The sequence below is a fragment of the Huaxiibacter chinensis genome, assembly GCF_022171985.1.
Taxonomy (GTDB): domain Bacteria; phylum Pseudomonadota; class Gammaproteobacteria; order Enterobacterales; family Enterobacteriaceae; genus Enterobacter; species Enterobacter chinensis_A.
This window is the reverse complement of record NZ_JAJVHF010000011.1, coordinates 94,563-115,745: the sequence shown is the minus strand read 5'-3', so window position 1 is coordinate 115,745 and position 21,183 is coordinate 94,563. Positions and strand designations below refer to the sequence as shown.

Here is a 21,183-nt window from a genome sequence, read left to right as displayed (position 1 = left end):
ACCCCATGCCGAACTCAGAAGTGAAACGCCGTAGCGCCGATGGTAGTGTGGGGTCTCCCCATGCGAGAGTAGGGAACTGCCAGGCATTAATTAAGTGAAGAGGCCATCCGGAAGGATGGCCTTTTTGCGTTATAACGAATAAAAAACAAGCCTATTGGTTTGCCATCCACTCCTCTATATAACCCACTATTTCTTCTATATTATTCAGATTCAGTACCGGCACTGATAACGATAAATCGACATCGCTGGCTACGGCAATAACATGCTCATCTATCGTTAATTCACTGATATCATGCCCCGCATCGCGGCGGAACAGCAGAATCTTAGCCACATCCTCATGTTTAAATCCTTCGACTAACACCAGATCCAACGCAGAATGATCCATGCGACTTACCAGCCAGCCCAAATTGAGCGGCGGTTCTTCAGGCGTTTCAGTCATCAATGCCCACCGTTGTGAGCTGGCCACCATCGTCTGAGCGGCTCCGGCTTTACGCAATTCATAACTGTCTTTACCGGGTTTATCGACATCCATATTATGGTGGGTATGCTTGATTAAACCCGGGCGAATACCCTTTCTACAAAGCGCCGGAATAAGCTTTTTCAAAAGAGTGGTTTTCCCTGTGCCGCTCCAGGCGGCGATAGCCAGAACCGGTGTCATATTTTCCCCTGAAGTAACTGCAAATCTGCTGTGGTGTTAACGTTAATAAAGGCGGCTTGATGATCGCTAAAATCGACGGAATGGCCTCCTGCCCGACGCATAAACATCATTACGCGCCTCTCTCCTGCAGCGAGATAGTCCCGGATACTGTTCATCAAACCCTTATGGATCAAGGCAATCGTCGGATGATCGCGCTCTCCGTCATGTACCCAGACTACCGGGGCCTCTTGTCGTGCTCCGATCAATCTTTCGACGAGACCGTCGGGAATAAAAGGAACGTCGCAGGGGCAAAAAAGAAACCATTCATCTCTGGATTGCTGCATGACGGCGAGCATACCGGCGAGCGGTCCAGGAAAATCAACAAGGGTGTCCGGATACACGTCATAGCCACTTTGCTGATAAATCGCGATATTACGATTAGCGCTGATGGCCATTTTCGCCACCTGACCTTCAAGCCTGTCGGCAACATGGCGCCAGAGAGGCTTACCATTAAGGTACTGCAACCCTTTATCTTCTCCGCTCATGCGGGTTGATCGACCGCCTGCAAGAATGACTCCGGTAATTTGCTGGCACTGATTCACTAATATCGCCTCTTTTATTGTGGGATTGACCCTGATAACGTATCCCTCTCACAGAAAGGAGCACCACCATGAAATGTAAACGTCTGAATGAAGTCATTGAACTCCTCCAGCCGGCCTGGCAAAAAGAGCCAGAACTGAATCTGATGCAATTTTTACAGAAACTGGCGAAAGAGTCAGGTTATGACGGCGAACTGACCGACCTTTCTGATGACATTCTGATCTATCATCTGAAAATGCGCGATTCCTCGAAGGATGCGGTCATCCCTGGTATTCAAAAAGATTATGAAGAAGACTTCAAAACGGCACTGCTGCGCGCCCGAGGCGTGATTAAAGAGTAAAACCTTGTAAGCGGAGCCACCGAAATCGCGCTGAAATGATATCCTGAATCATTCGTATAAATTTCCGGATGATCGGATGAACGACCAGGCTTTTACTTTCCAGACATTACACCCGGATATCATTATGGATGCGCTGTTTGAACAGGGCATCCGGGTGGATTCCGGGCTCACGCCGTTGAACAGCTACGAAAACCGCGTCTACCAGTTTCAGGATGAGGATCGTCAGCGTTTTGTCGTAAAGTTCTATCGCCCTCAGCGCTGGTCTGCAGCGCAGATTCAGGAAGAACACGATTTCGCGCACGAGCTCGTCAATAACGATGTGCCCGTCGCCGCACCCGTAAAATTCAACCACCAAACGCTGCTCACGCACCAGGGGTATTACTACGCGGTATTCCCGAGCCTCGGTGGCCGGCAGTTCGAAGCAGACAACATCGATCAGATGGAGTGGGTCGCCCGTTATCTGGGGCGTATTCATCAGACAGGCCGCGCGCAGCCTTTTAAAGCCCGGCCTACGATGGGTATTCAGGAGTATCTAATCGAGCCGCGTCAGCTCTTCGAAACGTCCACACTGATTCCGGCGTCCCTGAAAGAAGCTTTCCTGAAAGCGACAGATAAACTTATTGCTGCGGTGACCAGCCGTTGGGATGATAAGGCTGATATGTTGCGTCTTCATGGCGACTGCCATGCCGGCAATATACTCTGGCGTGATGGCCCGCTTTTTGTGGATCTGGATGATGCCCGCATGGGGCCAGCGGTTCAGGATCTCTGGATGCTGTTAAATGGCGATAAAGCTGAACAACGTATGCAGCTTGAAACCATTATTGAAGCCTATGAAGAGTTTAGCCCCTTCAATTTAGATGAAATTGCCTTGATTGAACCTTTACGCGCCATGCGGTATGTATATTATCTCGCATGGATAATCAGGCGTTGGGACGATCCTGCTTTTCCCAGAAACTTCCCGTGGCTGACCGGAGAAGATTACTGGCGTAGCCAGACCACCACTTTTATTGAGCAGGTTAAGGTTTTACAGGAACCTCCACTGCAATTAACGCCAATGTATTAATCGGAAATACCCAGGAGAATGTTGATCATGAAAAAAATTTGGCTGGCGCTGGCAGGAATGATTCTGGCATTTAGCGCTTCTGCTGCACAGTTTACTGATGGCAAGCAGTTCACCACACTTGATAAGCCTGTTACAGGCGAACCCCAGGTGCTGGAGTTCTTCTCATTCTATTGCCCTCACTGCTATCAGTTCGAAGAAGTTCTTCATGTTTCTGACAACGTGAAGAAAAAGCTGCCTGAAGGCGTCAAAATGACGAAATATCACGTCGAGTTCCTTGGCCCGCTGGGTAAAGATTTAACGCAGGCATGGGCGGTGGCTATCGCGCTGGGCGTGGAAGATAAAGTGACTGCGCCAATGTTCGAAGCGGTTCAGAAAACCCAGACAGTACAAACCACGGCCGATATTCGCAAAGTCTTTGTCGATGCGGGTGTTAAGGGTGAAGACTATGACGCCGCGTGGAACAGCTTTGTCGTGAAATCTCTGGTCGCACAGCAGGAAAAAGCTGCCGCTGACCTGCAGCTGCAGGGCGTTCCGGCCATGTTTGTTAACGGCAAATATCAGCTGAATATGCAGGGTATGGATACCAGCAGCATGGATATCTTTGTCCAGCAGTATGCCGACACGGTGAAATACCTGGTCGAGAAGAAGTAAACACGAAGCGCCGGTCAATGACCGGCGTTTTTATATTGCGATTTAATCCCTTCTATCTGACTATCTTTTTCATTCCATAGCGCATTTAGCCAGCTCTGGAATCGACGCTTAAAATTCTTATCGTTAAGGTAATCGCCGTACAGCGCCTCATCGACCGGAACCAAATCGACCCGCACGACAATACGCGTCACTTTGCCACTCAACATGTCATAAAACGGTGTCTTATCGTTTTCGGGATAACAGAGAGTGACATTAAGTAATTTATCGAACTGCTTTCCTAATACATTAAGCGCCATCGCAATCCCTGCGGCTTTTGGTGCCAGTAAATGTTTAAAAGGCGAACGCGTCCCGGCCCGTTTCTCTTCCGTAAAGCGTGACCCTTCAACAAAATTCACAATCGTTGTTGGATGAGCGCGAAACTTCTCGCAGGAGCGGCGTGTCGTCTCAACGTCTTTGCCGCGGCGTTCCGGGTGGCGAAGAAGATAGCTTCGTGAATAACGCTTCATAAAGGGCATGTCCAGCGCCCAGCACGCAAGTCCCATAAAAGGAACCCAGGCCAGCTGTTGCTTCAAAAAGTATTTGTTCATTGGGATCTGTTTGCGAAAAAGTACGCAGAGCACCACGATATCCGCCCAGCTATGGTGGTTACAGATCAGCAAATACCAGTTTTTCTTATCCAGATTTTCCAGCCCATCGATATCCCATTTTAGCCATGGGTTAAGATGTAATAGCGCTGCCAGCCCTTCGCACCAGCAATACATCATTCCATTACAAAAGGCAGATACGCCACGCCAGATAACCGGGAAAGGGAGAAGAAATTTGATGATACCGGCAGCAATAATGGGGAGCGAACAGGCGACAGTCAAAAGGATCGTCAAAACGATACTGATAAGCAATGTTATAGCAGCGAGCAATCTGGACATAATAAATGGTTTCAAAGAGTTAACTTGTGTCCGGCGGTCATGCCGCAGACGCAGGGCGCTGATTTTATCAGAAAAGCATAAAAAGAAGGGGGGCTTTACCTGCGATCTGACATCAGGTGACGCTCTTATCCGGATAATTGTCTAATTTATTCTGACAGATGCCGCTTATATCCACATAGAGCAAATAGTCAGCAATGTAAAATATAACGCCTCGATCCTTTCATATTTGGCTGATAAATAAGGTTAAAATTATTTCTGCCGAGGTCGGTATGACAGGATTATTCATATGAAACGAAAGTATGCACAAACTTATCCACAGATTATATTTGCGAGGGATCCTGACGATCGCAAAATCTTTACCTGAATTCCGCGCGAAAAACTGATGTTTTTGCTCGTCTGTGGCATCCTTTATCCATAAATTGATTAAAGGCACGGACATTATGGTTCAGATCCCAGAAAACCCGCTTATTCTCGTCGATGGCTCCTCTTACCTGTATCGGGCGTATCATGCGTTTCCTCCTCTGACCAACAGCGCAGGGGAGCCTACCGGCGCGATGTATGGCGTGCTGAACATGCTGCGTAGCCTCATTCTTCAGTACAAGCCCTCACATGCTGCAGTCGTCTTTGATGCGAAAGGGAAAACCTTCCGCGATGAGCTCTTCGAACATTACAAATCTCATCGCCCTCCGATGCCAGACGATCTGCGTGCCCAAATTGAGCCGCTGCATACCATGGTTAAAGCGATGGGCCTGCCTTTACTGGCTGTCTCCGGCGTTGAGGCTGATGACGTCATCGGCACACTCGCCCGCGAGGCAGAAAAGCTGGGTCGTCCTGTGCTGATCAGTACGGGTGATAAAGATATGGCGCAGCTTGTGACGCCAGGCATTACGCTCATCAACACCATGACCAATACCATCCTCGGTCCGGAAGAGGTGGCGACCAAATATGGCGTGCCGCCAGAGCTCATCATTGACTTCCTTGCTCTGATGGGCGATTCATCCGATAACATCCCTGGCGTGCCGGGCGTGGGTGAGAAGACCGCACAAGCCCTTCTGCAAGGGCTGGGTGGGTTAGACACGTTGTATGCCGAATCCGAGAAAATCGCGGGTCTGACGTTCCGTGGCGCAAAAACCATGGCCGCGAAGCTGGAACAAAATAAAGAGGTCGCCTACCTCTCTTATCAGCTGGCGACCATCAAAACGGATGTTGAGCTGGAACTCACCTGCGACCAGCTGGAAGTGCAACAGCCCGCCGATGATGAGCTGCTGAGCCTGTTCAGGCACTATGAATTTAAGCGCTGGATCACCGATATTGAAGCCGGTAAGTGGATGCAGGCTAAAGGTGCCAAACCTGCTACGAAGCCGCAGGAAACCCTCGTCATCAATGCAGAAGATGAGCTTGAAGAAGAAGCGTCTGCACTCTCTTCTGAACATTACGAAACGATTCTCGATGAAGCGCAACTCATTGCATGGATTGAGAAACTCAAAAAAGCCCCTGTTTTTGCCTTCGATACGGAAACCGACAGCCTGGATAACATTTCTGCAAATATGGTCGGGCTCTCTTTTGCTATCGAACCTGGCGTTGCGGCTTATGTACCGGTTGCCCATGACTATCTGGATGCACCGGCGCAGATTTCACGTGAACGCGTGCTCGAACTGCTGAAACCGATCCTTGAGGATGACAAGGTGCTTAAGGTTGGGCAAAACCTCAAGTTCGACCGTGGCATCCTGCAAAATTACGACATTGAGCTGCGCGGAATCGCGTTTGATACCATGCTGGAATCCTACATTCTCGACAGCGTCGCGGGACGCCATGATATGGATTCCTTGTCCACGCGCTGGCTCAAGCATAAAACCGTCACCTTTGAAGAGATTGCCGGTAAAGGCAAAAATCAGCTGACGTTCAATCAGATCGCCCTTGAAGAAGCGGGTCACTACGCGGCGGAAGATGCCGATGTCACCCTGCAGCTGCATCTGAAGATGTGGCCAAAATTGCAGAAGCTGGACGGTCCGCGGAACGTATTTGAGCATATCGAAATGCCGCTCGTGCCGGTGCTGTCTCGTATTGAGCGTAATGGGGTTAATATCGATCCCGTTGTGTTGCACAAACACTCTGAAGAGATAGCGTTACGTCTGAACGAGCTGGAACAGAAAGCGCACGAGATCGCCGGTGAACCGTTTAACCTCTCGTCAACCAAACAGCTGCAAACCATTCTTTTCGAAAAACAGGGTATCAAGCCGCTGAAGAAAACGCCGGGCGGCGCGCCGTCTACCTCTGAAGAGGTGCTTGAAGAGCTTGCGCTGGACTATCCGCTGCCGAAAGTGATCCTGTCGTATCGCGGACTTGCCAAGCTTAAGTCCACTTATACCGATAAGTTACCCCTGATGATTAACCCGAAAACCGGGCGAGTCCACACCTCTTATCATCAGGCCGTGGCCGCGACCGGACGCTTGTCATCAACCGATCCAAACCTGCAGAACATTCCGGTGCGTAATGAAGAGGGTCGACGTATTCGCCAGGCCTTTATTGCACCTAAAGATCACGTCATTGTCTCTGCGGACTATTCGCAAATCGAACTGCGTATTATGGCGCATCTGTCGCGTGATAAGGGCTTGCTCACCGCTTTTGCGGAAGGGAAGGATATCCACCGCGCAACGGCAGCTGAAGTCTTTGGCCTGCCGCTGGACAGCGTGACAAATGAACAGCGTCGAAGCGCTAAAGCGATTAACTTTGGTCTGATTTACGGGATGAGTGCCTTTGGCCTGTCACGCCAGCTGAACATTCCGCGTAAAGAGTCGCAAAAGTATATGGACCTCTACTTTGAGCGCTACCCTGGCGTGCTGGAGTACATGGAACGCACCCGTGCGCAGGCGAAAGAGAATGGCTATGTCGAAACGCTGGATGGCCGTCGCCTCTATTTGCCGGACATCAAATCCAGTAACGCAGCGCGACGCGCCGGTGCGGAACGTGCCGCTATCAACGCCCCGATGCAGGGCACGGCCGCAGATATCATCAAGCGTGCAATGATTGACGTTGATGCCTGGCTGGAAAAGGACAAACCGCGCGTTCGTATGATCATGCAGGTACACGATGAACTGGTGTTCGAAGTGCACAAAGATGACGTGGAGAAAGTCTCGAAAAAGATCCACGAACTTATGGAAAACAGCATGAAGCTGGACGTGCCGTTGCTGGTGGAAGTGGGGTACGGCGAAAACTGGGATCAAGCTCACTAAGTGTTCGATGAATAAAGGGCTTTTTATGTAAGTAAGCAACATAACTAAGAACTTTTTGTGACGATCATTAGATTTCCCTATGTAAAGAGTGAAAAAAAACTACAAAAAGTGCTTTGTCCAGCGATAAAAAAAGAGTAGAGTTAACGACGTAGGGTACAGAGGTAAGATGTTCTATCTTTCAGACCTTTTACTTCACGTAATCGGATTTGGCTGAATATTTTAGCCGCCCCAGTCAGTTATGACTGGGGCGTTTTTTATTGCGGCAAAGAAAAAATCGGCCATAAAAAAGCGCGGACTCTGCCGCGCTTATTGTTACTCTTCTTCGGCTTCTACAGCCGGTTCCAGGTCGTTATACCAGCTATCCAGTTTCTGACGCAGTTTATCCACGCCAAGTTTTTTCAAGGATGAGAAAGGCTCAACCTGCACGTCACCATTGAACGCCAGCACCGCTTCACGAACCATGTTGACCTGCGCTTTGCGCGCGCCGCTCGCCAGTTTGTCGGCTTTCGTCAGTAGCACCAACACTTCAATCTCGCTATCCACTGCCCACGCGATCATCTGCTGATCGAGATCTTTGAGCGGATGGCGAATATCCATCAGGATCACCAGCCCCTTAAGGCACTGACGTTTTTCGAGATACTCACCCAGGGCGCGTTGCCACTTGATCTTCATCTCTTCCGGAACTTGCGCGAAGCCATAGCCCGGTAAGTCCACCAGACGTTTTCCATCGGCGACTTCGAAAAGGTTAATCAGCTGGGTACGGCCAGGCGTTTTAGAGGTACGCGCCAGACTTTTCTGGTTGGTAAGCGTATTCAGTGCGCTGGACTTACCCGCATTGGAGCGTCCAGCAAAGGCCACCTCTATACCCGTATCGGAGGGTAAGTGGCGAATATCAGGCGCGCTGGTGACAAAATGCGTCTGTTGATAGTTCCAGGTAGTCACGTGGTCGTCTCCAAAAATCGTAATCTGAGGGGATTATACCTGAATGCCAGCAAAAGGCTTTTCCCATCGCTCCGGCTATGTAGGTAAAAACCCTGCAACGTGTGAGACATTAGCCATAAAAAGGCTAAGACATTTAGGAATATACGCAGGGTCGAAAAAGGCCAAGTGTAGTTAAATCATAACGTTAAGTTTAAGTAATTATCTTAAAATCGTCCTTAATGCGCTTTAGCCGCTTGTCTGTATGGGTGAACAAGGTAAAGTAATGACCACGGCGAGGATGCCATCAGGAAAACGACTTACGGACGAGGGTCAGGAGCGCCAGGAGGCGAAGACTCAGGATTGTCAGGATGACAAGCGCCTGGAGGCGTTTAAAAAGGAAAGGGAACCGTATCACGGACGATAGTAGCCAAGGGATAAACAGGGTTGGTTGCTGGCAAACAAGGAATGTCTGGCCCGTTAAGGGTTATGAGTCAGGAAAAAAGGCGACAGATTGCTCTGTCGCCTTTTTTCTTTGCTTGCTTTCTGCTAGATTTCGCCGCAATTCTATACTGAATAAAACGGCTTAAAGATAAAACATCATGAAAAAACCGACCTCTGCTGCAGGCGCTAAACGCCCTGCAAAAGCGCACCGCAAAACACGTGAAGAACTTGACCAGGAAGCACGTGATCGTAAACGTGCGAAAAAGCACAGTGGTCATTCCGCTGGCTCCCGTGCTAACAGCAGCGGTCCGTCAGGCTCTTCGAACAAAAGCAGCCAAAAGAAAGATCCCCGCATCGGCAGCAAAACCCCCATTCCTCTGGGCGTGACAGACACCCCGGTTACTAAGCAGCACAAACCAAAGAGCGAGAAACCTATGCTTTCACCGCAGGCTGAGCTGGATATGCTGGAGAATGATGAGCGCCTGGACGCGCTGCTGGAACGTCTTGAAGAAGGTCAACCGCTGAGCGCCGAAGAGCAATCCTGGGTTGATGCCAAACTGGATCGCATCGATGAGCTGATGCAGTCATTGGGCCTTTCTTATGACGATGAAGAAGAGGACGAGGAAGAAGAAAAACAGGAAGATATGATGCGTCTTCTGAAGGGTGGAAACTAACGTTTGCACCCGGCAGGTACGATAGTCCTGCTTATAACCCTTCCGGTTATATGTTATCTGGTGTGGTTATTCGTTAAACTACGGCGGTTGTCGCGGCGACAGAAGTGGCTGCGCACCCGAGCGTTGACGCGCAATAGCGTCAAACCGGGCCGCCGTATACGAACGCGACACCAACGGAAGGAGTGAGCATGTCTGTACCAACTATCGATTGGGATTTGGCCCTAATCCAGAAGTATAACTATTCCGGGCCGCGTTATACCTCGTACCCCACTGCGCTGGAATTTGCGGAAACCTTTGCTGACGCCGATTTCGTGCAGGCAGTCTCACGCTACCCTGAGCGTCCGTTGTCGCTCTACGTTCACATTCCGTTCTGCCATAAGCTCTGCTATTTCTGTGGCTGCAATAAAATTGTGACCCGTCAGCAGCATAAAGCCGATCAGTATCTGGATGCGTTAGAGCAGGAAATTCTGCACCGTGCGCCGCGCTTTGCCGGGCGTCACGTCAGCCAGCTGCACTGGGGCGGCGGTACGCCAACCTATCTGAACAAGGCGCAAATCAGCCGCCTGATGTCACTGCTTCGCACGCATTTTGATTTTAACGACGATGCGGAAATTTCCATCGAAGTAGACCCGCGTGAAATCGAGCTGGATGTGCTGGATCATCTCCGTAGCGAGGGCTTTAATCGCCTGAGCATGGGCGTCCAGGACTTCAATAAAGAGGTTCAGCGGCTGGTAAATCGTGAGCAGGACGAAGAGTTTATCTTTGCGCTACTCAACCACGCCCGCGAGATTGGCTTTACGTCGACCAACATTGACCTGATCTACGGTTTGCCAAAGCAGACGCCGGAAAGCTTTGCCTTCACCCTTAAGCGCGTTGCTGAGCTCAATCCCGACCGCCTGAGCGTATTCAACTATGCCCATTTGCCGACGCTCTTTGCCGCCCAGCGTAAAATCAAAGATGCCGACCTGCCATCTGCACAGCAAAAGCTGGATATTCTGCAGGAAACCATCACCTCCCTGACGGAAACCGGCTATCAGTTCATTGGGATGGACCACTTTGCCCGCCCGGACGATGAGCTGGCCGTAGCCCAGCGTGAAGGGGTGCTGCATCGCAATTTCCAGGGCTATACCACCCAGGGCGACAGTGATTTACTCGGTATGGGCGTCTCCGCCATAAGTATGCTGGGGGATTGCTACGCGCAGAACCAGAAAGAGCTGAAGCGCTATTATCAGCAGGTGGACGAGACCGGCAATGCGCTGTGGCGAGGTATCGCCTTAACCCGCGATGACTGTATTCGTCGTGATGTGATTAAGGCGCTTATCTGCAATTTCCGCCTCGATTTTGCGAGCGTGGAAGCGCAGTGGGAGTTGCAGTTTGCCGACTATTTCGCCGAAGATCTCAACCTGCTCGCCCCGCTGGCCAAAGATGGGCTGGTGGACGTAACGGATACAGGGATTCAGGTGACCCCTAAAGGCCGCTTACTGATTCGTAATATCTGCATGTGCTTCGATGCTTACCTGCGTCAGAAAGCCCGCTTACAGCAGTTCTCACGCGTGATTTGACCGCTTCCCCGGGGTATCCCGGGGAACGCCTGCCTATTCCATACCTAACTCTTTCAGCTTGCGTGTCAGGGTATTTCGCCCCCAGCCCAGCAGGCGAGCCGCTTCCTGCTTATGGCCCTGCGTGTGCCGCAGCGCTGTCGTCAGCAAGGTGCGCTCCATTTCAGGTTGTGCTTCTGAAAGCAGGTTTTGATGACCGGAACGCAGCGCCCGATCGGCCCACTGCGCCAGCAGCGTGGCCCAGTTGTCCGGTAAAACCTGCCCGGCGTGACTGCTTTCCGGAACGGTGGCTTCAAACAGTTCGCTGGGTAAATCCTGAATCAACACCTCTTGTCCCGCTGCCATCACGGTGAGCCAGCGACAGGTATTCTCTAACTGACGCACGTTGCCCGGCCAGGCCAGGCGCGTTAACGCGGCATCGGTTTCCGGATGCAGCAGCTTGGCTTCAACGCCCAGCTCGCGGGCAGCCACCTGCAGGAAGTGACGGGCAAGGCGAGGAATATCTTCACGACGCTCACGCAGCGGCGGCAGATGCACGCGGATCACATTCAGACGGTGGAATAAATCCTCGCGGAATTTTCCTTCCTGAACGCGTTGCTCAAGATTCTGGTGCGTGGCGGCGATAATGCGCACGTCCACTTTCACCGGAGCATAACCGCCTACGCGATAAAACTGCCCGTCAGCCAGCACGCGCAGCAAGCGCGTCTGCACATCCATGGGCATATCACCGATTTCATCCAGGAACAGCGTGCCGCCATCGGCCTGCTCAAAACGGCCCTGGCGAACGGTATTTGCGCCGGTAAATGCCCCTTTCTCGTGACCGAACAGCTCCGATTCAATCAAATCCTTCGGGATCGCGGCCATATTCAGGGCGATAAACGGCGCTTTGGCGCGAGGGCTGTGGCGATGCAGCGCGTGGGCAACCAGCTCTTTCCCGGTCCCGGATTCACCGTTAATCAGCACGCTGATGGACGATCGCGACAGACGCCCGATGATGCGAAACACATCCTGCATTGCAGGTGCTTCGCCAATAATATCGGCGGTAGGGCCAAATACGGGCGCATTGCGCGGCTGTTGCTGCTCCTGGTAGTGGCTAATGGCTCGCTCTACCAGCGCGACGGCTTCATCGATATCAAAGGGCTTAGGCAGATAATCAAAGGCACCCTGTTGATAAGCACTGACGGCAGCATCCAGATCGGAATGGGCGGTCATTATGATGACCGGGAGCATAGGGTGGCGCTGTTTAATTTGCTTGAGCAGCGCCAGCCCGTCCATGCCCGGCATGCGGATGTCCGAAAGCAGGACATCCGGCGTTTTAGTGATGAGCGCGTCGAGGACGTCGCTGCCGCTTTCAAACGTCGTGCAGTTCAACCCTGCGCCCGTCAGTGCACGTTCCAGCACCCAGCGGATGGAGCTATCATCATCGACTACCCAGACTATCCCTCGTTGCATCGTCGTCACCTTTATTTTTTAATTGGCAGGAAAACCGAAAACTCGGTATGACCCGGCCAACTGTTAAATTCAATTTTTCCGGCATGCTGGTCGATCAAATTACGGGCAATCGATAATCCCAGCCCGGTGCCGCCTTCGCGACCGCTGACCATGGGGTAAAACAGCGTGTCCTGAAGATGCGGTGGAATGCCTGGCCCGTTATCCTGGACATCTATTCTTGCTGCCAGGCGATAACGCACGCCGTGTAACGTCAACTGGAAGGCGGTGCGGGTACGCAGGACAATCTCGCCGCCCTCCGGTCCCAGGGCCTGGAGCGCGTTACGCACGATATTCAGCAGTACTTGTTCTATCTGATCGGGATCGTGCGGTAATTCCGGCAGGCTTGGATCGTAATCGCGAATCAGCGTGACGTTTGCCGGCAGCTCCATCGAAACCAGTTTCACCACGCGCTCGGCGACTTTATGAATACTCTCGGTGATATGCATGCCCGGCTGCTGTGGCCCAAGCAGGCGATCAACCAGATTCCGCAGGCGGTCGGCCTGCTCAATAATCACGTTGGTATATTCCGCAAGAGAAGGGTCCGGCAACGCTTTGGTTAATAGCTGTGCCGCGCCGCGTAACCCTCCCAGCGGGTTTTTAATCTCATGGGCAAGACCGCGCACCAGATCGCGTGCAGCAATCTGCTGCGCATGCTGGAGCTGTTCCTGGCTCAGACGTCTCTGGTTATCCATCGGCGCCATTTCCAGCAGGATTAACCCTTCGGGTAAGCGCTGGGCCGTCAGCGACAAAATATGCGAGCGCCCGTCGATGACTAAGGTCACTTCGTTGTCGGTAAAACCTTGCCCGGCCTGCAGGCTTTCCTGCATCAGGCCAATATTCAGCGAAAAGTAGCTCAACAGTTCGGGTAACGGGGTGCCGAACAATTTACGCGCGCTTTGGGCGAGCAACTGTTGGGCTGCCGGGTTGGCGTAATGAACCGCCAGCTCGTCGTCGACCAGCAAGATACTGTTAATCAAAGAATTGAGGATCTGCCCAGCATCGGGCAGCGTGCCAGTTGCCATTCAGCAGTCTCCTGGAGCGGGTTGCACTAATTTAGTGCAGTATAGCTTTTTCGTTGTAAAAAGCGCGTCAGATCAGGCTGTTGCTGGAGAAAAAAGCCCATCCGGAGATGGGCTAAAAGTTTCCACGGCAACTAAAACCTGCGTCTTTCTCGCTTCAGCTGTGTTGGCCGCTTTCGTTCATCCCGGTCACTTACTGATGTACGCTCCCGGGACTCACTCAAATGCCGCCTTGCTGTAGCAAGAAATCCAGTGGTTTTTAAACTCTCACGACACCTCGTGCAGAGTTTTTATTCTTCATTAAACGCTGTAGTACAGTTCGAACTCAACCGGGTGTGGCGTCATGCGCACACGGTCGTTCTCTTCGGTACGCAGCGCGATGTAAGCGTCGATAGCTTCATCGGTGAACACGCCGCCAGCCGTCAGGAACTCACGGTCAGCATCCAGCGCGTTCAGGGCTTCTTCCAGAGAACCGGCAACCTGTGGGATCTCTTTCGCTTCTTCTGGCGGCAGGTCATACAGGTTTTTGTCCATGGCTTCGCCAGGGTGAATCTTGTTCTTGATCCCGTCCAGGCCTGCCATCAGCAGTGCCGCGAAGCACAGGTATGGGTTAGCCGCTGGGTCCGGGAAGCGCACTTCGATACGACGTGCTTTCGGAGACGCGACCACCGGGATACGGATAGAAGCAGAACGGTTACGGGCAGAGTACGCCAGCATGACCGGGGCTTCGTAGCCTGGGACCAGACGCTTGTATGAGTTGGTGGTTGGGTTCGCCAGGGCGTTAATCGCTTTAGCGTGCTTGATAACACCGCCGATGTAATGCAGCGCCTGCTCGGACAGACCCGCATATTTGTCGCCAGAGAACAGGTTAGTCCCGTTTTTGGACAGAGACATGTGGCAGTGCATGCCGGAACCGTTATCGCCAAACATAGGTTTTGGCATGAAGGTCGCGGTTTTACCGAAACGGTGCGCCACGTTGTGCACAACGTATTTGTAGATCTGAATCTCATCCGCTTTTTTGGTCATGGTGTTAAAGCGGGTAGCGATTTCGTTCTGGCCAGCGGTCGCCACTTCGTGGTGATGCGCTTCAACAACCAGGCCCATCTCTTCCATGATCAGACACATGGTAGAACGGATGTCCTGTGAAGAATCGACCGGAGGAACCGGGAAGTAACCGCCTTTCACGCCAGGACGGTGACCTTTGTTACCACCTTCGTATTTGGTGGAAGAGTTCCATGCGCCTTCGATGTCATCGATGGCCACGTGAGAACCGGAGATAGACGCACCAAAGCGGATGTCGTCGAACAGGAAGAATTCTGGCTCAGGCCCAAACAGAACGGTGTCTGCAATGCCGGTAGAACGCAGGTACTCTTCAGCGCGTTTCGCGATGGAGCGTGGGTCGCGGTCGTAGCCCTGCAGCGTGCCTGGCTCGAGGATATCGCAACGGATGATCAGCGTAGGCTCTTCGAAGAACGGGTCAATGAGCGCAGTAGAAGAGTCCGGCATCAGAACCATGTCAGATTCGTTAATGCCTTTCCAGCCGCCAATGGAGGAGCCGTCAAACATTTTGCCTTCTTCAAAGAACTCGGCGTTTACCTGATGAGCAGGAATTGTGACGTGCTGTTCTTTACCTTTGGTATCGGTGAATCGCAGATCAACAAACTTCACTTCATGTTCGTTCAGCATCGTCAAAACGTGTTCAGCGGACATACTTAACTCTCCAGATTGGTCATTGTCGTCGTGGTAACGAGGTCTTCAAATCGGCTGTGCTGCCATATTTTTTCTGTATTTCTACAAAGCGAAATCTGTGCCAACTTTTAAATCACCCCAAAAAGGCGTTATCATGCACGTCATAGTGCAATTGAGCTGCACCACGAGAGTCATCTTGCACCAGTATAGTGCTTCAGCGTGATCGTTGAGCACCATATTGGTGCAAATTACGTTAAAGTGCACTTTTAACGCTGCGTGAAAGCGATCACAAAGCAACTCTGCAATACTTGTTTGCGGAGGATGTTTGTGATCCTGTTTAGTCCTGCGATTAATCCGTGTACAATAACGCGCTATTTCTAATGCCTGAGGCAAAGTTGTGATCGAAAATCTGCGTAATATCGCCATCATCGCGCACGTTGACCATGGTAAAACTACCCTGGTTGATAAGCTGCTGCAGCAATCCGGTACTTTCAGTAATGAACGTGCTGAAGCCACCGAACGCGTGATGGACTCCAACGATTTGGAGAAAGAGCGTGGGATTACCATCCTCGCTAAAAACACCGCTATCAAATGGAATGACTACCGTATCAACATCGTTGATACCCCAGGGCACGCCGACTTCGGTGGTGAAGTTGAACGTGTAATGTCAATGGTAGACTCCGTTCTGCTGGTCGTTGACGCAATGGATGGCCCAATGCCGCAGACGCGCTTCGTAACCAAAAAGGCGTTTGCCCATGGTTTGAAGCCAATCGTGGTTATCAACAAAGTTGACCGTCCTGGCGCGCGTCCTGACTGGGTTGTGGATCAGGTCTTCGACCTGTTCGTTAACCTTGACGCAAGCGACGAGCAACTCGACTTCCCAATCATCTATGCATCTGCACTGATGGGTATCGCGGGCAACGACCACACTGATATGGCGGAAGACATGACCCCGCTGTACCAGGCGATTGTTGACCACGTTAAAGCACCTAGCGTTGACCTTGACGGTCCGTTCCAGATGCAGATCTCCCAGCTCGACTACAACAACTACGTTGGCGTTATCGGCATTGGTCGCATCAAACGCGGTAAAGTGAAGCCTAACCAGCAAGTCACTGTTATCGACAGCGAAGGTAAAACACGTAACGGTAAAGTCGGTAAAGTACTGACTCACCTCGGTCTGGAGCGTATTGAATCCACCGAAGCCGAAGCGGGCGACATCATCGCGATCACCGGTCTTGGCGAGCTGAACATCTCCGACACCCTTTGCGATCCGCAAAACGTCGAAGCCCTGCCAGCGCTGTCCGTTGATGAACCAACTGTTACCATGTTCTTCAACGTCAACACCTCTCCGTTCTGTGGTAAAGAAGGTAAATACGTTACCTCTCGTCAGATCCTTGACCGCCTGAACAAAGAGCTGGTGCACAACGTTGCCCTGCGCGTTGAAGAAACCGAAGATGCGGACGCGTTCCGTGTATCCGGTCGTGGCGAGCTGCACTTGTCTGTACTGATCGAAAACATGCGTCGTGAAGGCTTCGAACTGGCTGTGTCCCGTCCGAAAGTTATCAACCGTATGATCGACGGTCGTCTGCAAGAGCCGTTCGAAAACGTAACGCTGGATATCGAAGAACAGCACCAGGGTTCTGTGATGCAGGCGATGGGCGAGCGTAAGGGTGATGTTAAAGACATGATCCCTGATGGCAAAGGTCGTATCCGTCTGGATTACCTGATCCCAGCGCGTGGTCTGATCGGCTTCCGTACCGAGTTCATGACCATGACCTCCGGTACCGGTCTGCTGTACTCCACCTTCAGCCACTACGATGATGTTAAACCGGGTGAAATCGGCCAGCGTCAGAACGGCGTGCTGATCTCTAACGGCCAGGGTAAAGCAGTGGCATTCGCCCTGTTCAGCCTGCAGGATCGCGGTAAGCTGTTCCTGGGTCACGGTGCAGAAGTTTACGAAGGCCAGATCATCGGTATTCACAGTCGTTCTAACGACCTGACTGTAAACTGCCTGACCGGTAAAAAACTGACCAACATGCGTGCTTCCGGTACTGATGAAGCGACCACGCTGGTTCCACCACAGAAAATGTCTCTTGAGCAGGCGCTTGAGTTTATCGATGACGACGAACTGGTAGAAGTTACGCCGGTTTCTGTACGTATTCGTAAACGTCACCTGACCGAGAACGACCGTAAACGTGCGGGCCGTGGTAGTAAAGACTAATACACCGTATACCGGGTGGGCGTAAGCCGCGCCCGGAGCGTAAAAAGCCGCTGATTTCAGCGGCTTTTTTATTAGAACGAATAGCGTAACCCCAGACGGATACGATACTGCTCGCGATGGTAATCGTTCCATCTGTCCAGCCACTGCAGTTCCATATAGGGCAGCCAGTTCCGGTCGATTTTATAGCTAAACTTGTTGGTAATTTCCCAGTGATGATCCTTGCCGTTTTTGCTGTAGTAGTCATTTACCCGCTGGAAAAAGTGCGGCTCAAAGGTATAAAACAACGAATCGGTTAAGGTGAAATTCCAGTAACTGGCGAATTCGTGGGTATCGTTTTTATCCATCTCACCGTTAAAGTCAGGCGTATCATAATTATTGTGGTTATAGCGATAACGAAACGTCAGATTAAACCAGTCGACAAATTTATAGTTGGTATCCAGATAAAGGGCACCCCCCGATCCCTCTTTACTGTCGTTAATTAACCCGCCGGGTTGAAACGTCAGATTGGGCGTCGGTTTGAACAGGGGATACCATCCTTCGATTTCGTTATAGTTGTGCTTAATTTCGTCCCACTTTCCCACGTCATAGGCGTTCGTGAACATCAGTCCCGCGCCCATATCAAAGTTATAACCGGCTCGCAGGATCACCTCATGGCGTTCAGAGGCGGTGTTATAGGCATCACGCGTTTCGACATAGGCGCCTGCAAAAGCAGAGCCAGACACAGACGAAACGAGGAGTACTGTCGCTATTTTTTTCATAATTCTTCCATGTGTCAGGTACAGAAATGCCGCCCCTCCTGATAAACAGGAAGGGAAAACCGGCGGGATTTATTGTTATAGGGTGACGGGTGACGCTTTTTTCTCGTTATTCAGGGGCGTAATGTCGGCCACTGTTTTCTTACGTTTGCTTATCTCCTCAATAATAAAAGCGAAGCGCGCTTCGTTGAGTTTATAAAATAGGCCCATGGTGATGGCGGCAATAATGGCCAGCCCACAGGGCCAGAGAAAGATCAGCTGACGCAAACCCAGCAGCGTGCCCGCACTTTGAACGGCATGCGGAACATAGCCAATCTGCGTAAGCATGATGCCCGGCAGGAAACCGGCCAGCGCGGCGGAAATCTTGCGAGAAAAGGTATACCCGGTATATACCGACCCTTCCGCGCGAATCCCCGTTTTCCACTCGCCATAGTCCACGGTATCGGGCACCAGCGCCCAGTTCAGGCTGTTGACAAAGGCGGTGCCGAAAAAGGCCATGCAGGAGAAGAGCACAAACGTGGTGGAACTGCTCCCCCAGAAGAAATTCAGCACGTCGCCTACGGCCCAGAGCGCCAGCCCACCCAAATAGACCTGTTTCTTACCAAAACGCTTTACCGCGCCGGGCACCAGGAAAACGCCCACCAGGATGCAGCCCATGCTGAAAAATCCCATCCACGACAGCAGATGAATATCGTTCAGCACGTACTGGGTGTAATAGACCTGGATGGCGAGTTTGATGTTAAAAGCCGCCAGCGTACAGAGATTGGCGATGCACAACACCAGCAGGGGGGGATTGCGAAAGATGGCGCAGAAGGATTTCACAATGCTGGGTTTATGGTGATCGGGTGAAACCTCGACGTAGCGTTCTTTCACCCCGCTGTAGCACCACCACATGCAGAACAGCCCGCAGGTGACAAACAGCAGGGCCGCCACGAGGTAGCCCAGCGACGGCTGGCTGACAAAGAGTGCCTGAATGGGCATAAAGCCCACCGTGCACAGCAGCAAGCCCACCGTGGCGCCCCCCTGACGCCATGCGGCCAGCTGCGCCCGCTCGTTCGGGTTTTTGGTGATCGCCGGGACCATCGCGCCATAAGAGCAGTTCATCAGGCTGTAGAACAACCCGAACAGCATAAACAGCACGGTGGCGAGGGCGGTTTTTACCGTCAGGTTAAAATCGTTCGCCATAAACTGCGCCGTCGCCACCAGCGCGACGGGAACCGAAGCATAGAGAATAAACGGCCTGAATTTGCCCCGGGCACCAATACGACGCCGTGAGTCCAGCAGCACGCCGGTCAACATATCGGTGAACGCGGTAAAGAACTTGGCGACCAGAAAAATAATGCCGCCATAGAAGGCAGGCAGGCCCAGCTCATCGGTATAAAACTTCAGCAGATACAGCGTGCCGATACACAGCATCAGATTCGAGCCAAAATCGCCCATCCCGTAGGCGCACTTCTCACGCAGGCTCAGTTTCAGGGTTAACGGATCAGGAGTGTAATTCATAGTCGATCCTCGTAGCGCTCGTGAGAGCGCTATGACAGTTCATTCAGGCCGGACGCTTACGCTGTTCTATCTCTTCAACGATGCGGACATACATCTTCTCGTTGAGGTTATAGAAACAGCCCATCGCCACGATGGTGATCACCGCGAGGAGGCTGGGGTAGATGAAGATCAGTTGCCGCAACCCTTCAACCGTCCCTGCCGACTGCACCACATTCGGCACATAGCCGATTTGCGTCAGCATTATGCCGGGGAAGAAGCCCGCCAGCGCCTGCGACACCTTGCGGAAGAAGGTGAAACCGGTATAGACCGTCCCTTCCGAACGGACACCGGTACGCCATTCGCCGTACTCGACCGTATCCGACACCAGCGCCCAGTTCAGGCTGTTCACAAACGCGGAACCGAAGAACGCCAGGCACGAAAACGCAACAAAGCTGACCGATCCACCGCCAAAGAAGTAGTTAAGAAGATCGCCCGCCACCCAGATCAGCAACCCGCTGATATAGACTTTTTTCTTGCCGAAGCGCCTGACTGCACCGGGCATCATAAAGACCCCGATAAAAATGCAGCCCATGCTGAAAAAGCCCATATAGGAGAGCAAAATAGGATCGTTAAGAACGTACTGGGTGTAGTAAACCTGAATAGCGAGTTTGACGTTGAACGCGCCAAGTGTACACAGGTTGGCGATGCACAAAATAAACAGCGGCCGGTTACCCGCAATCGCCCGAAACGACTGTAACAGCCCCGGTTTTTGCGTCGGGTGCGCAGGCTGTGCCTCCACGTAGCGTTCTTTCACGCCGCGATAGCACCACCACATAAAGAACAGCCCGAACAGCGAGAAGAGGGTCGCGGCAAAGATATAGGCGAGCTGGTCATTCCCCTCGATCAGGTTCATCACCGGAACAAAGCCCACGGTACAGAGCAGCAAGCCCAGCGTTGCGCCGCCCTGTCGCCATGCAGCCAGCGAGGCGCGCTCGTCGGGGTTTTTGGTGATGGCGGGCACCATGGCGCCGTAAGAACAGTTCATCATGCTGAAGAACAAGCCATACAGCATGAACAACACCGTGGCCATCACCGTCTTGCCGGTCACCTCAAACGGCGTGCCGACAAAGTTGGCGATAGCTAACAACGTCACCGGAAACGCCGCGTAAAGCACGAACGGGCGGAACTTGCCTTTTGGCCCGATTTTGCGCCGCGAGTCGAGCATAATGCCGGTGCCCATATCGGTGAAGGCGGTAAAGAACTTGGCAATCAAAAAGATAATCCCGCCATACGTGCCCGGTAACCCCAGCACATCGGTGTAAAACTTCAGCAGGTACAGGGTGCCGATATCCAACAGGATATTGGACCCTAAATCGCCCATCCCGTAGGCGAGTTTTTCTTTAAACGGCAGTCGTAGGGTTGCCGGATCGGATGTATGTTGACTCATTATTATTCTCCGTCTGCCCGCAGGTTTCCCTGCGGGC

At 52.1% G+C, this 21,183-nt stretch carries 18 protein-coding genes and 1 rRNA gene; 9 read left to right on the top strand and 10 right to left on the bottom strand.

The window, feature by feature from the left end; all coding sequences use genetic code 11:
* Positions 1–85 (top strand): 5S ribosomal RNA (gene rrf, locus LZP96_RS24305); the annotation flags it as partial.
* Between the two features lie 66 nt (positions 86–151).
* Here the strand turns inward: rrf and mobB are convergent.
* Both mobB and mobA read right to left on the bottom strand, forming a co-directional pair.
* Positions 152–658, bottom strand: coding sequence for a molybdopterin-guanine dinucleotide biosynthesis protein MobB (gene mobB / locus LZP96_RS19430; protein ID WP_258926274.1), 507 nt, complete (start codon positions 656–658; stop codon positions 152–154).
* Complete coding sequence (gene mobA / locus LZP96_RS19425; protein WP_258926273.1) at positions 655–1,239, bottom strand: molybdenum cofactor guanylyltransferase MobA; 585 nt, start codon at positions 1,237–1,239, stop codon at positions 655–657. The genes mobB and mobA overlap by 4 nt, the downstream gene beginning before the upstream one ends.
* Positions 1,240–1,307: 68 nt before the next feature.
* On the opposite strand from mobA, the gene LZP96_RS19420 reads away from it, so the two are divergent.
* The 3 genes from LZP96_RS19420 (at position 1,308) to dsbA (ending at position 3,291) form a co-directional block, all read left to right on the top strand.
* Entirely contained in the window at positions 1,308–1,577 is a 270-nt protein-coding gene (locus LZP96_RS19420; RefSeq protein WP_064328041.1) for a YihD family protein, read from the top strand.
* A 76-nt stretch (positions 1,578–1,653) separates the two neighbouring features.
* Entirely contained in the window at positions 1,654–2,640 is a 987-nt protein-coding gene (locus LZP96_RS19415; protein WP_064328040.1) for a serine/threonine protein kinase, read from the top strand.
* Between the two features lie 27 nt (positions 2,641–2,667).
* Complete coding sequence (gene dsbA / locus LZP96_RS19410) at positions 2,668–3,291, top strand: thiol:disulfide interchange protein DsbA (protein WP_064328039.1); 624 nt, start codon at positions 2,668–2,670, stop codon at positions 3,289–3,291.
* Positions 3,292–3,305: 14 nt separating this feature from the next.
* Here the strand turns inward: dsbA and yihG are convergent, their stop codons facing one another.
* Complete coding sequence (gene yihG, locus LZP96_RS19405; protein WP_064328038.1) at positions 3,306–4,214, bottom strand: 1-acylglycerol-3-phosphate O-acyltransferase, YihG family; 909 nt, start codon at positions 4,212–4,214, stop codon at positions 3,306–3,308.
* 440 nt (positions 4,215–4,654) lie between these two features.
* Between yihG and polA the strand changes: the two genes are divergently transcribed.
* Both polA and spfP read left to right on the top strand, forming a co-directional pair.
* On the top strand, positions 4,655–7,447 hold the full coding sequence (gene polA / locus LZP96_RS19400) for a DNA polymerase I (protein WP_258926272.1): 2,793 nt from the start codon (positions 4,655–4,657) through the stop codon (positions 7,445–7,447).
* Positions 7,448–7,613: 166 nt separating this feature from the next.
* Positions 7,614–7,661 carry a small protein SpfP gene (gene spfP / locus LZP96_RS24300; RefSeq protein WP_071892919.1) on the top strand — a complete coding sequence of 16 codons (48 nt, stop codon included), beginning with the start codon at positions 7,614–7,616 and terminating at the stop codon, positions 7,659–7,661.
* A 98-nt stretch (positions 7,662–7,759) separates the two neighbouring features.
* Here the strand turns inward: spfP and yihA are convergent, their stop codons facing one another.
* Positions 7,760–8,389 (bottom strand): ribosome biogenesis GTP-binding protein YihA/YsxC, encoded by a 630-nt coding sequence (gene yihA, locus LZP96_RS19395; RefSeq protein WP_064328035.1) that lies wholly within the window; start codon positions 8,387–8,389, stop codon positions 7,760–7,762.
* Positions 8,390–8,967: 578 nt separating this feature from the next.
* Between yihA and yihI the strand changes: the two genes are divergently transcribed.
* Positions 8,968–9,483: a Der GTPase-activating protein YihI gene (gene yihI, locus LZP96_RS19390; protein ID WP_064328034.1), complete on the top strand. Its 516-nt coding sequence runs from the start codon at positions 8,968–8,970 to the stop codon at positions 9,481–9,483.
* Positions 9,484–9,671: 188 nt separating this feature from the next.
* A complete protein-coding gene (hemN, locus tag LZP96_RS19385) occupies positions 9,672–11,045 on the top strand; it encodes an oxygen-independent coproporphyrinogen III oxidase (RefSeq protein WP_258926271.1) in 1,374 nt (457 codons plus the stop codon).
* 33 nt (positions 11,046–11,078) lie between these two features.
* Here the strand turns inward: hemN and glnG are convergent, their stop codons facing one another.
* From glnG to glnA, 3 genes are all read right to left on the bottom strand, one after another.
* The gene (gene glnG, locus LZP96_RS19380) at positions 11,079–12,494 is read right to left on the bottom strand and encodes a nitrogen regulation protein NR(I) (RefSeq protein WP_064328032.1); all 1,416 of its coding nucleotides are present in this window, start codon (positions 12,492–12,494) and stop codon (positions 11,079–11,081) included.
* A gap of 11 nt (positions 12,495–12,505) precedes the next feature.
* The gene (gene glnL, locus LZP96_RS19375) at positions 12,506–13,555 is read right to left on the bottom strand and encodes a nitrogen regulation protein NR(II) (RefSeq protein ID WP_258926270.1); all 1,050 of its coding nucleotides are present in this window, start codon (positions 13,553–13,555) and stop codon (positions 12,506–12,508) included.
* A 297-nt stretch (positions 13,556–13,852) separates the two neighbouring features.
* Complete coding sequence (gene glnA, locus LZP96_RS19370) at positions 13,853–15,262, bottom strand: glutamate--ammonia ligase (RefSeq protein ID WP_064328030.1); 1,410 nt, start codon at positions 15,260–15,262, stop codon at positions 13,853–13,855.
* A gap of 376 nt (positions 15,263–15,638) precedes the next feature.
* Here glnA and typA point away from each other — a divergent pair, with 376 nt between their 5' ends.
* Entirely contained in the window at positions 15,639–17,462 is a 1,824-nt protein-coding gene (typA, locus tag LZP96_RS19365; RefSeq protein WP_064328029.1) for a ribosome-dependent GTPase TypA, read from the top strand.
* Positions 17,463–17,533: 71 nt separating this feature from the next.
* Here typA and ompL read toward each other — a convergent pair whose 3' ends face one another.
* The 3 genes from ompL to LZP96_RS19350 form a co-directional block, all read right to left on the bottom strand.
* Positions 17,534–18,220 (bottom strand): porin OmpL, encoded by a 687-nt coding sequence (ompL, locus tag LZP96_RS19360; protein WP_064328028.1) that lies wholly within the window; start codon positions 18,218–18,220, stop codon positions 17,534–17,536.
* A 75-nt stretch (positions 18,221–18,295) separates the two neighbouring features.
* Positions 18,296–19,720 carry an MFS transporter gene (locus LZP96_RS19355; protein ID WP_064328027.1) on the bottom strand — a complete coding sequence of 475 codons (1,425 nt, stop codon included), beginning with the start codon at positions 19,718–19,720 and terminating at the stop codon, positions 18,296–18,298.
* A gap of 43 nt (positions 19,721–19,763) precedes the next feature.
* A complete protein-coding gene (locus LZP96_RS19350; protein ID WP_064328026.1) occupies positions 19,764–21,146 on the bottom strand; it encodes an MFS transporter in 1,383 nt (460 codons plus the stop codon).
* Positions 21,147–21,183 lie beyond the last annotated feature (37 nt).

What these genes read in the sequence shown, in the direction of transcription:
- mobB (WP_258926274.1), bottom strand. Translation starts at nt 658, where the DNA reads ATGACACCGGTTCTGGCTATCGCCGCCTGGAGCGGCACAGGGAAAACC.
- LZP96_RS19420 (WP_064328041.1), top strand. Translation starts at nt 1,308, where the DNA reads ATGAAATGTAAACGTCTGAATGAAGTCATTGAACTCCTCCAGCCGGCC.
- LZP96_RS19415 (WP_064328040.1), top strand. Translation starts at nt 1,654, where the DNA reads ATGAACGACCAGGCTTTTACTTTCCAGACATTACACCCGGATATCATT.
- dsbA (WP_064328039.1), top strand. Translation starts at nt 2,668, where the DNA reads ATGAAAAAAATTTGGCTGGCGCTGGCAGGAATGATTCTGGCATTTAGC.
- yihG (WP_064328038.1), bottom strand. Translation starts at nt 4,214, where the DNA reads ATGTCCAGATTGCTCGCTGCTATAACATTGCTTATCAGTATCGTTTTG.
- polA (WP_258926272.1), top strand. Translation starts at nt 4,655, where the DNA reads ATGGTTCAGATCCCAGAAAACCCGCTTATTCTCGTCGATGGCTCCTCT.
- yihI (WP_064328034.1), top strand. Translation starts at nt 8,968, where the DNA reads ATGAAAAAACCGACCTCTGCTGCAGGCGCTAAACGCCCTGCAAAAGCG.
- hemN (WP_258926271.1), top strand. Translation starts at nt 9,672, where the DNA reads ATGTCTGTACCAACTATCGATTGGGATTTGGCCCTAATCCAGAAGTAT.
- glnG (WP_064328032.1), bottom strand. Translation starts at nt 12,494, where the DNA reads ATGCAACGAGGGATAGTCTGGGTAGTCGATGATGATAGCTCCATCCGC.
- glnL (WP_258926270.1), bottom strand. Translation starts at nt 13,555, where the DNA reads ATGGCAACTGGCACGCTGCCCGATGCTGGGCAGATCCTCAATTCTTTG.
- glnA (WP_064328030.1), bottom strand. Translation starts at nt 15,262, where the DNA reads ATGTCCGCTGAACACGTTTTGACGATGCTGAACGAACATGAAGTGAAG.
- ompL (WP_064328028.1), bottom strand. Translation starts at nt 18,220, where the DNA reads ATGAAAAAAATAGCGACAGTACTCCTCGTTTCGTCTGTGTCTGGCTCT.
- LZP96_RS19355 (WP_064328027.1), bottom strand. Translation starts at nt 19,720, where the DNA reads ATGAATTACACTCCTGATCCGTTAACCCTGAAACTGAGCCTGCGTGAG.
- LZP96_RS19350 (WP_064328026.1), bottom strand. Translation starts at nt 21,146, where the DNA reads ATGAGTCAACATACATCCGATCCGGCAACCCTACGACTGCCGTTTAAA.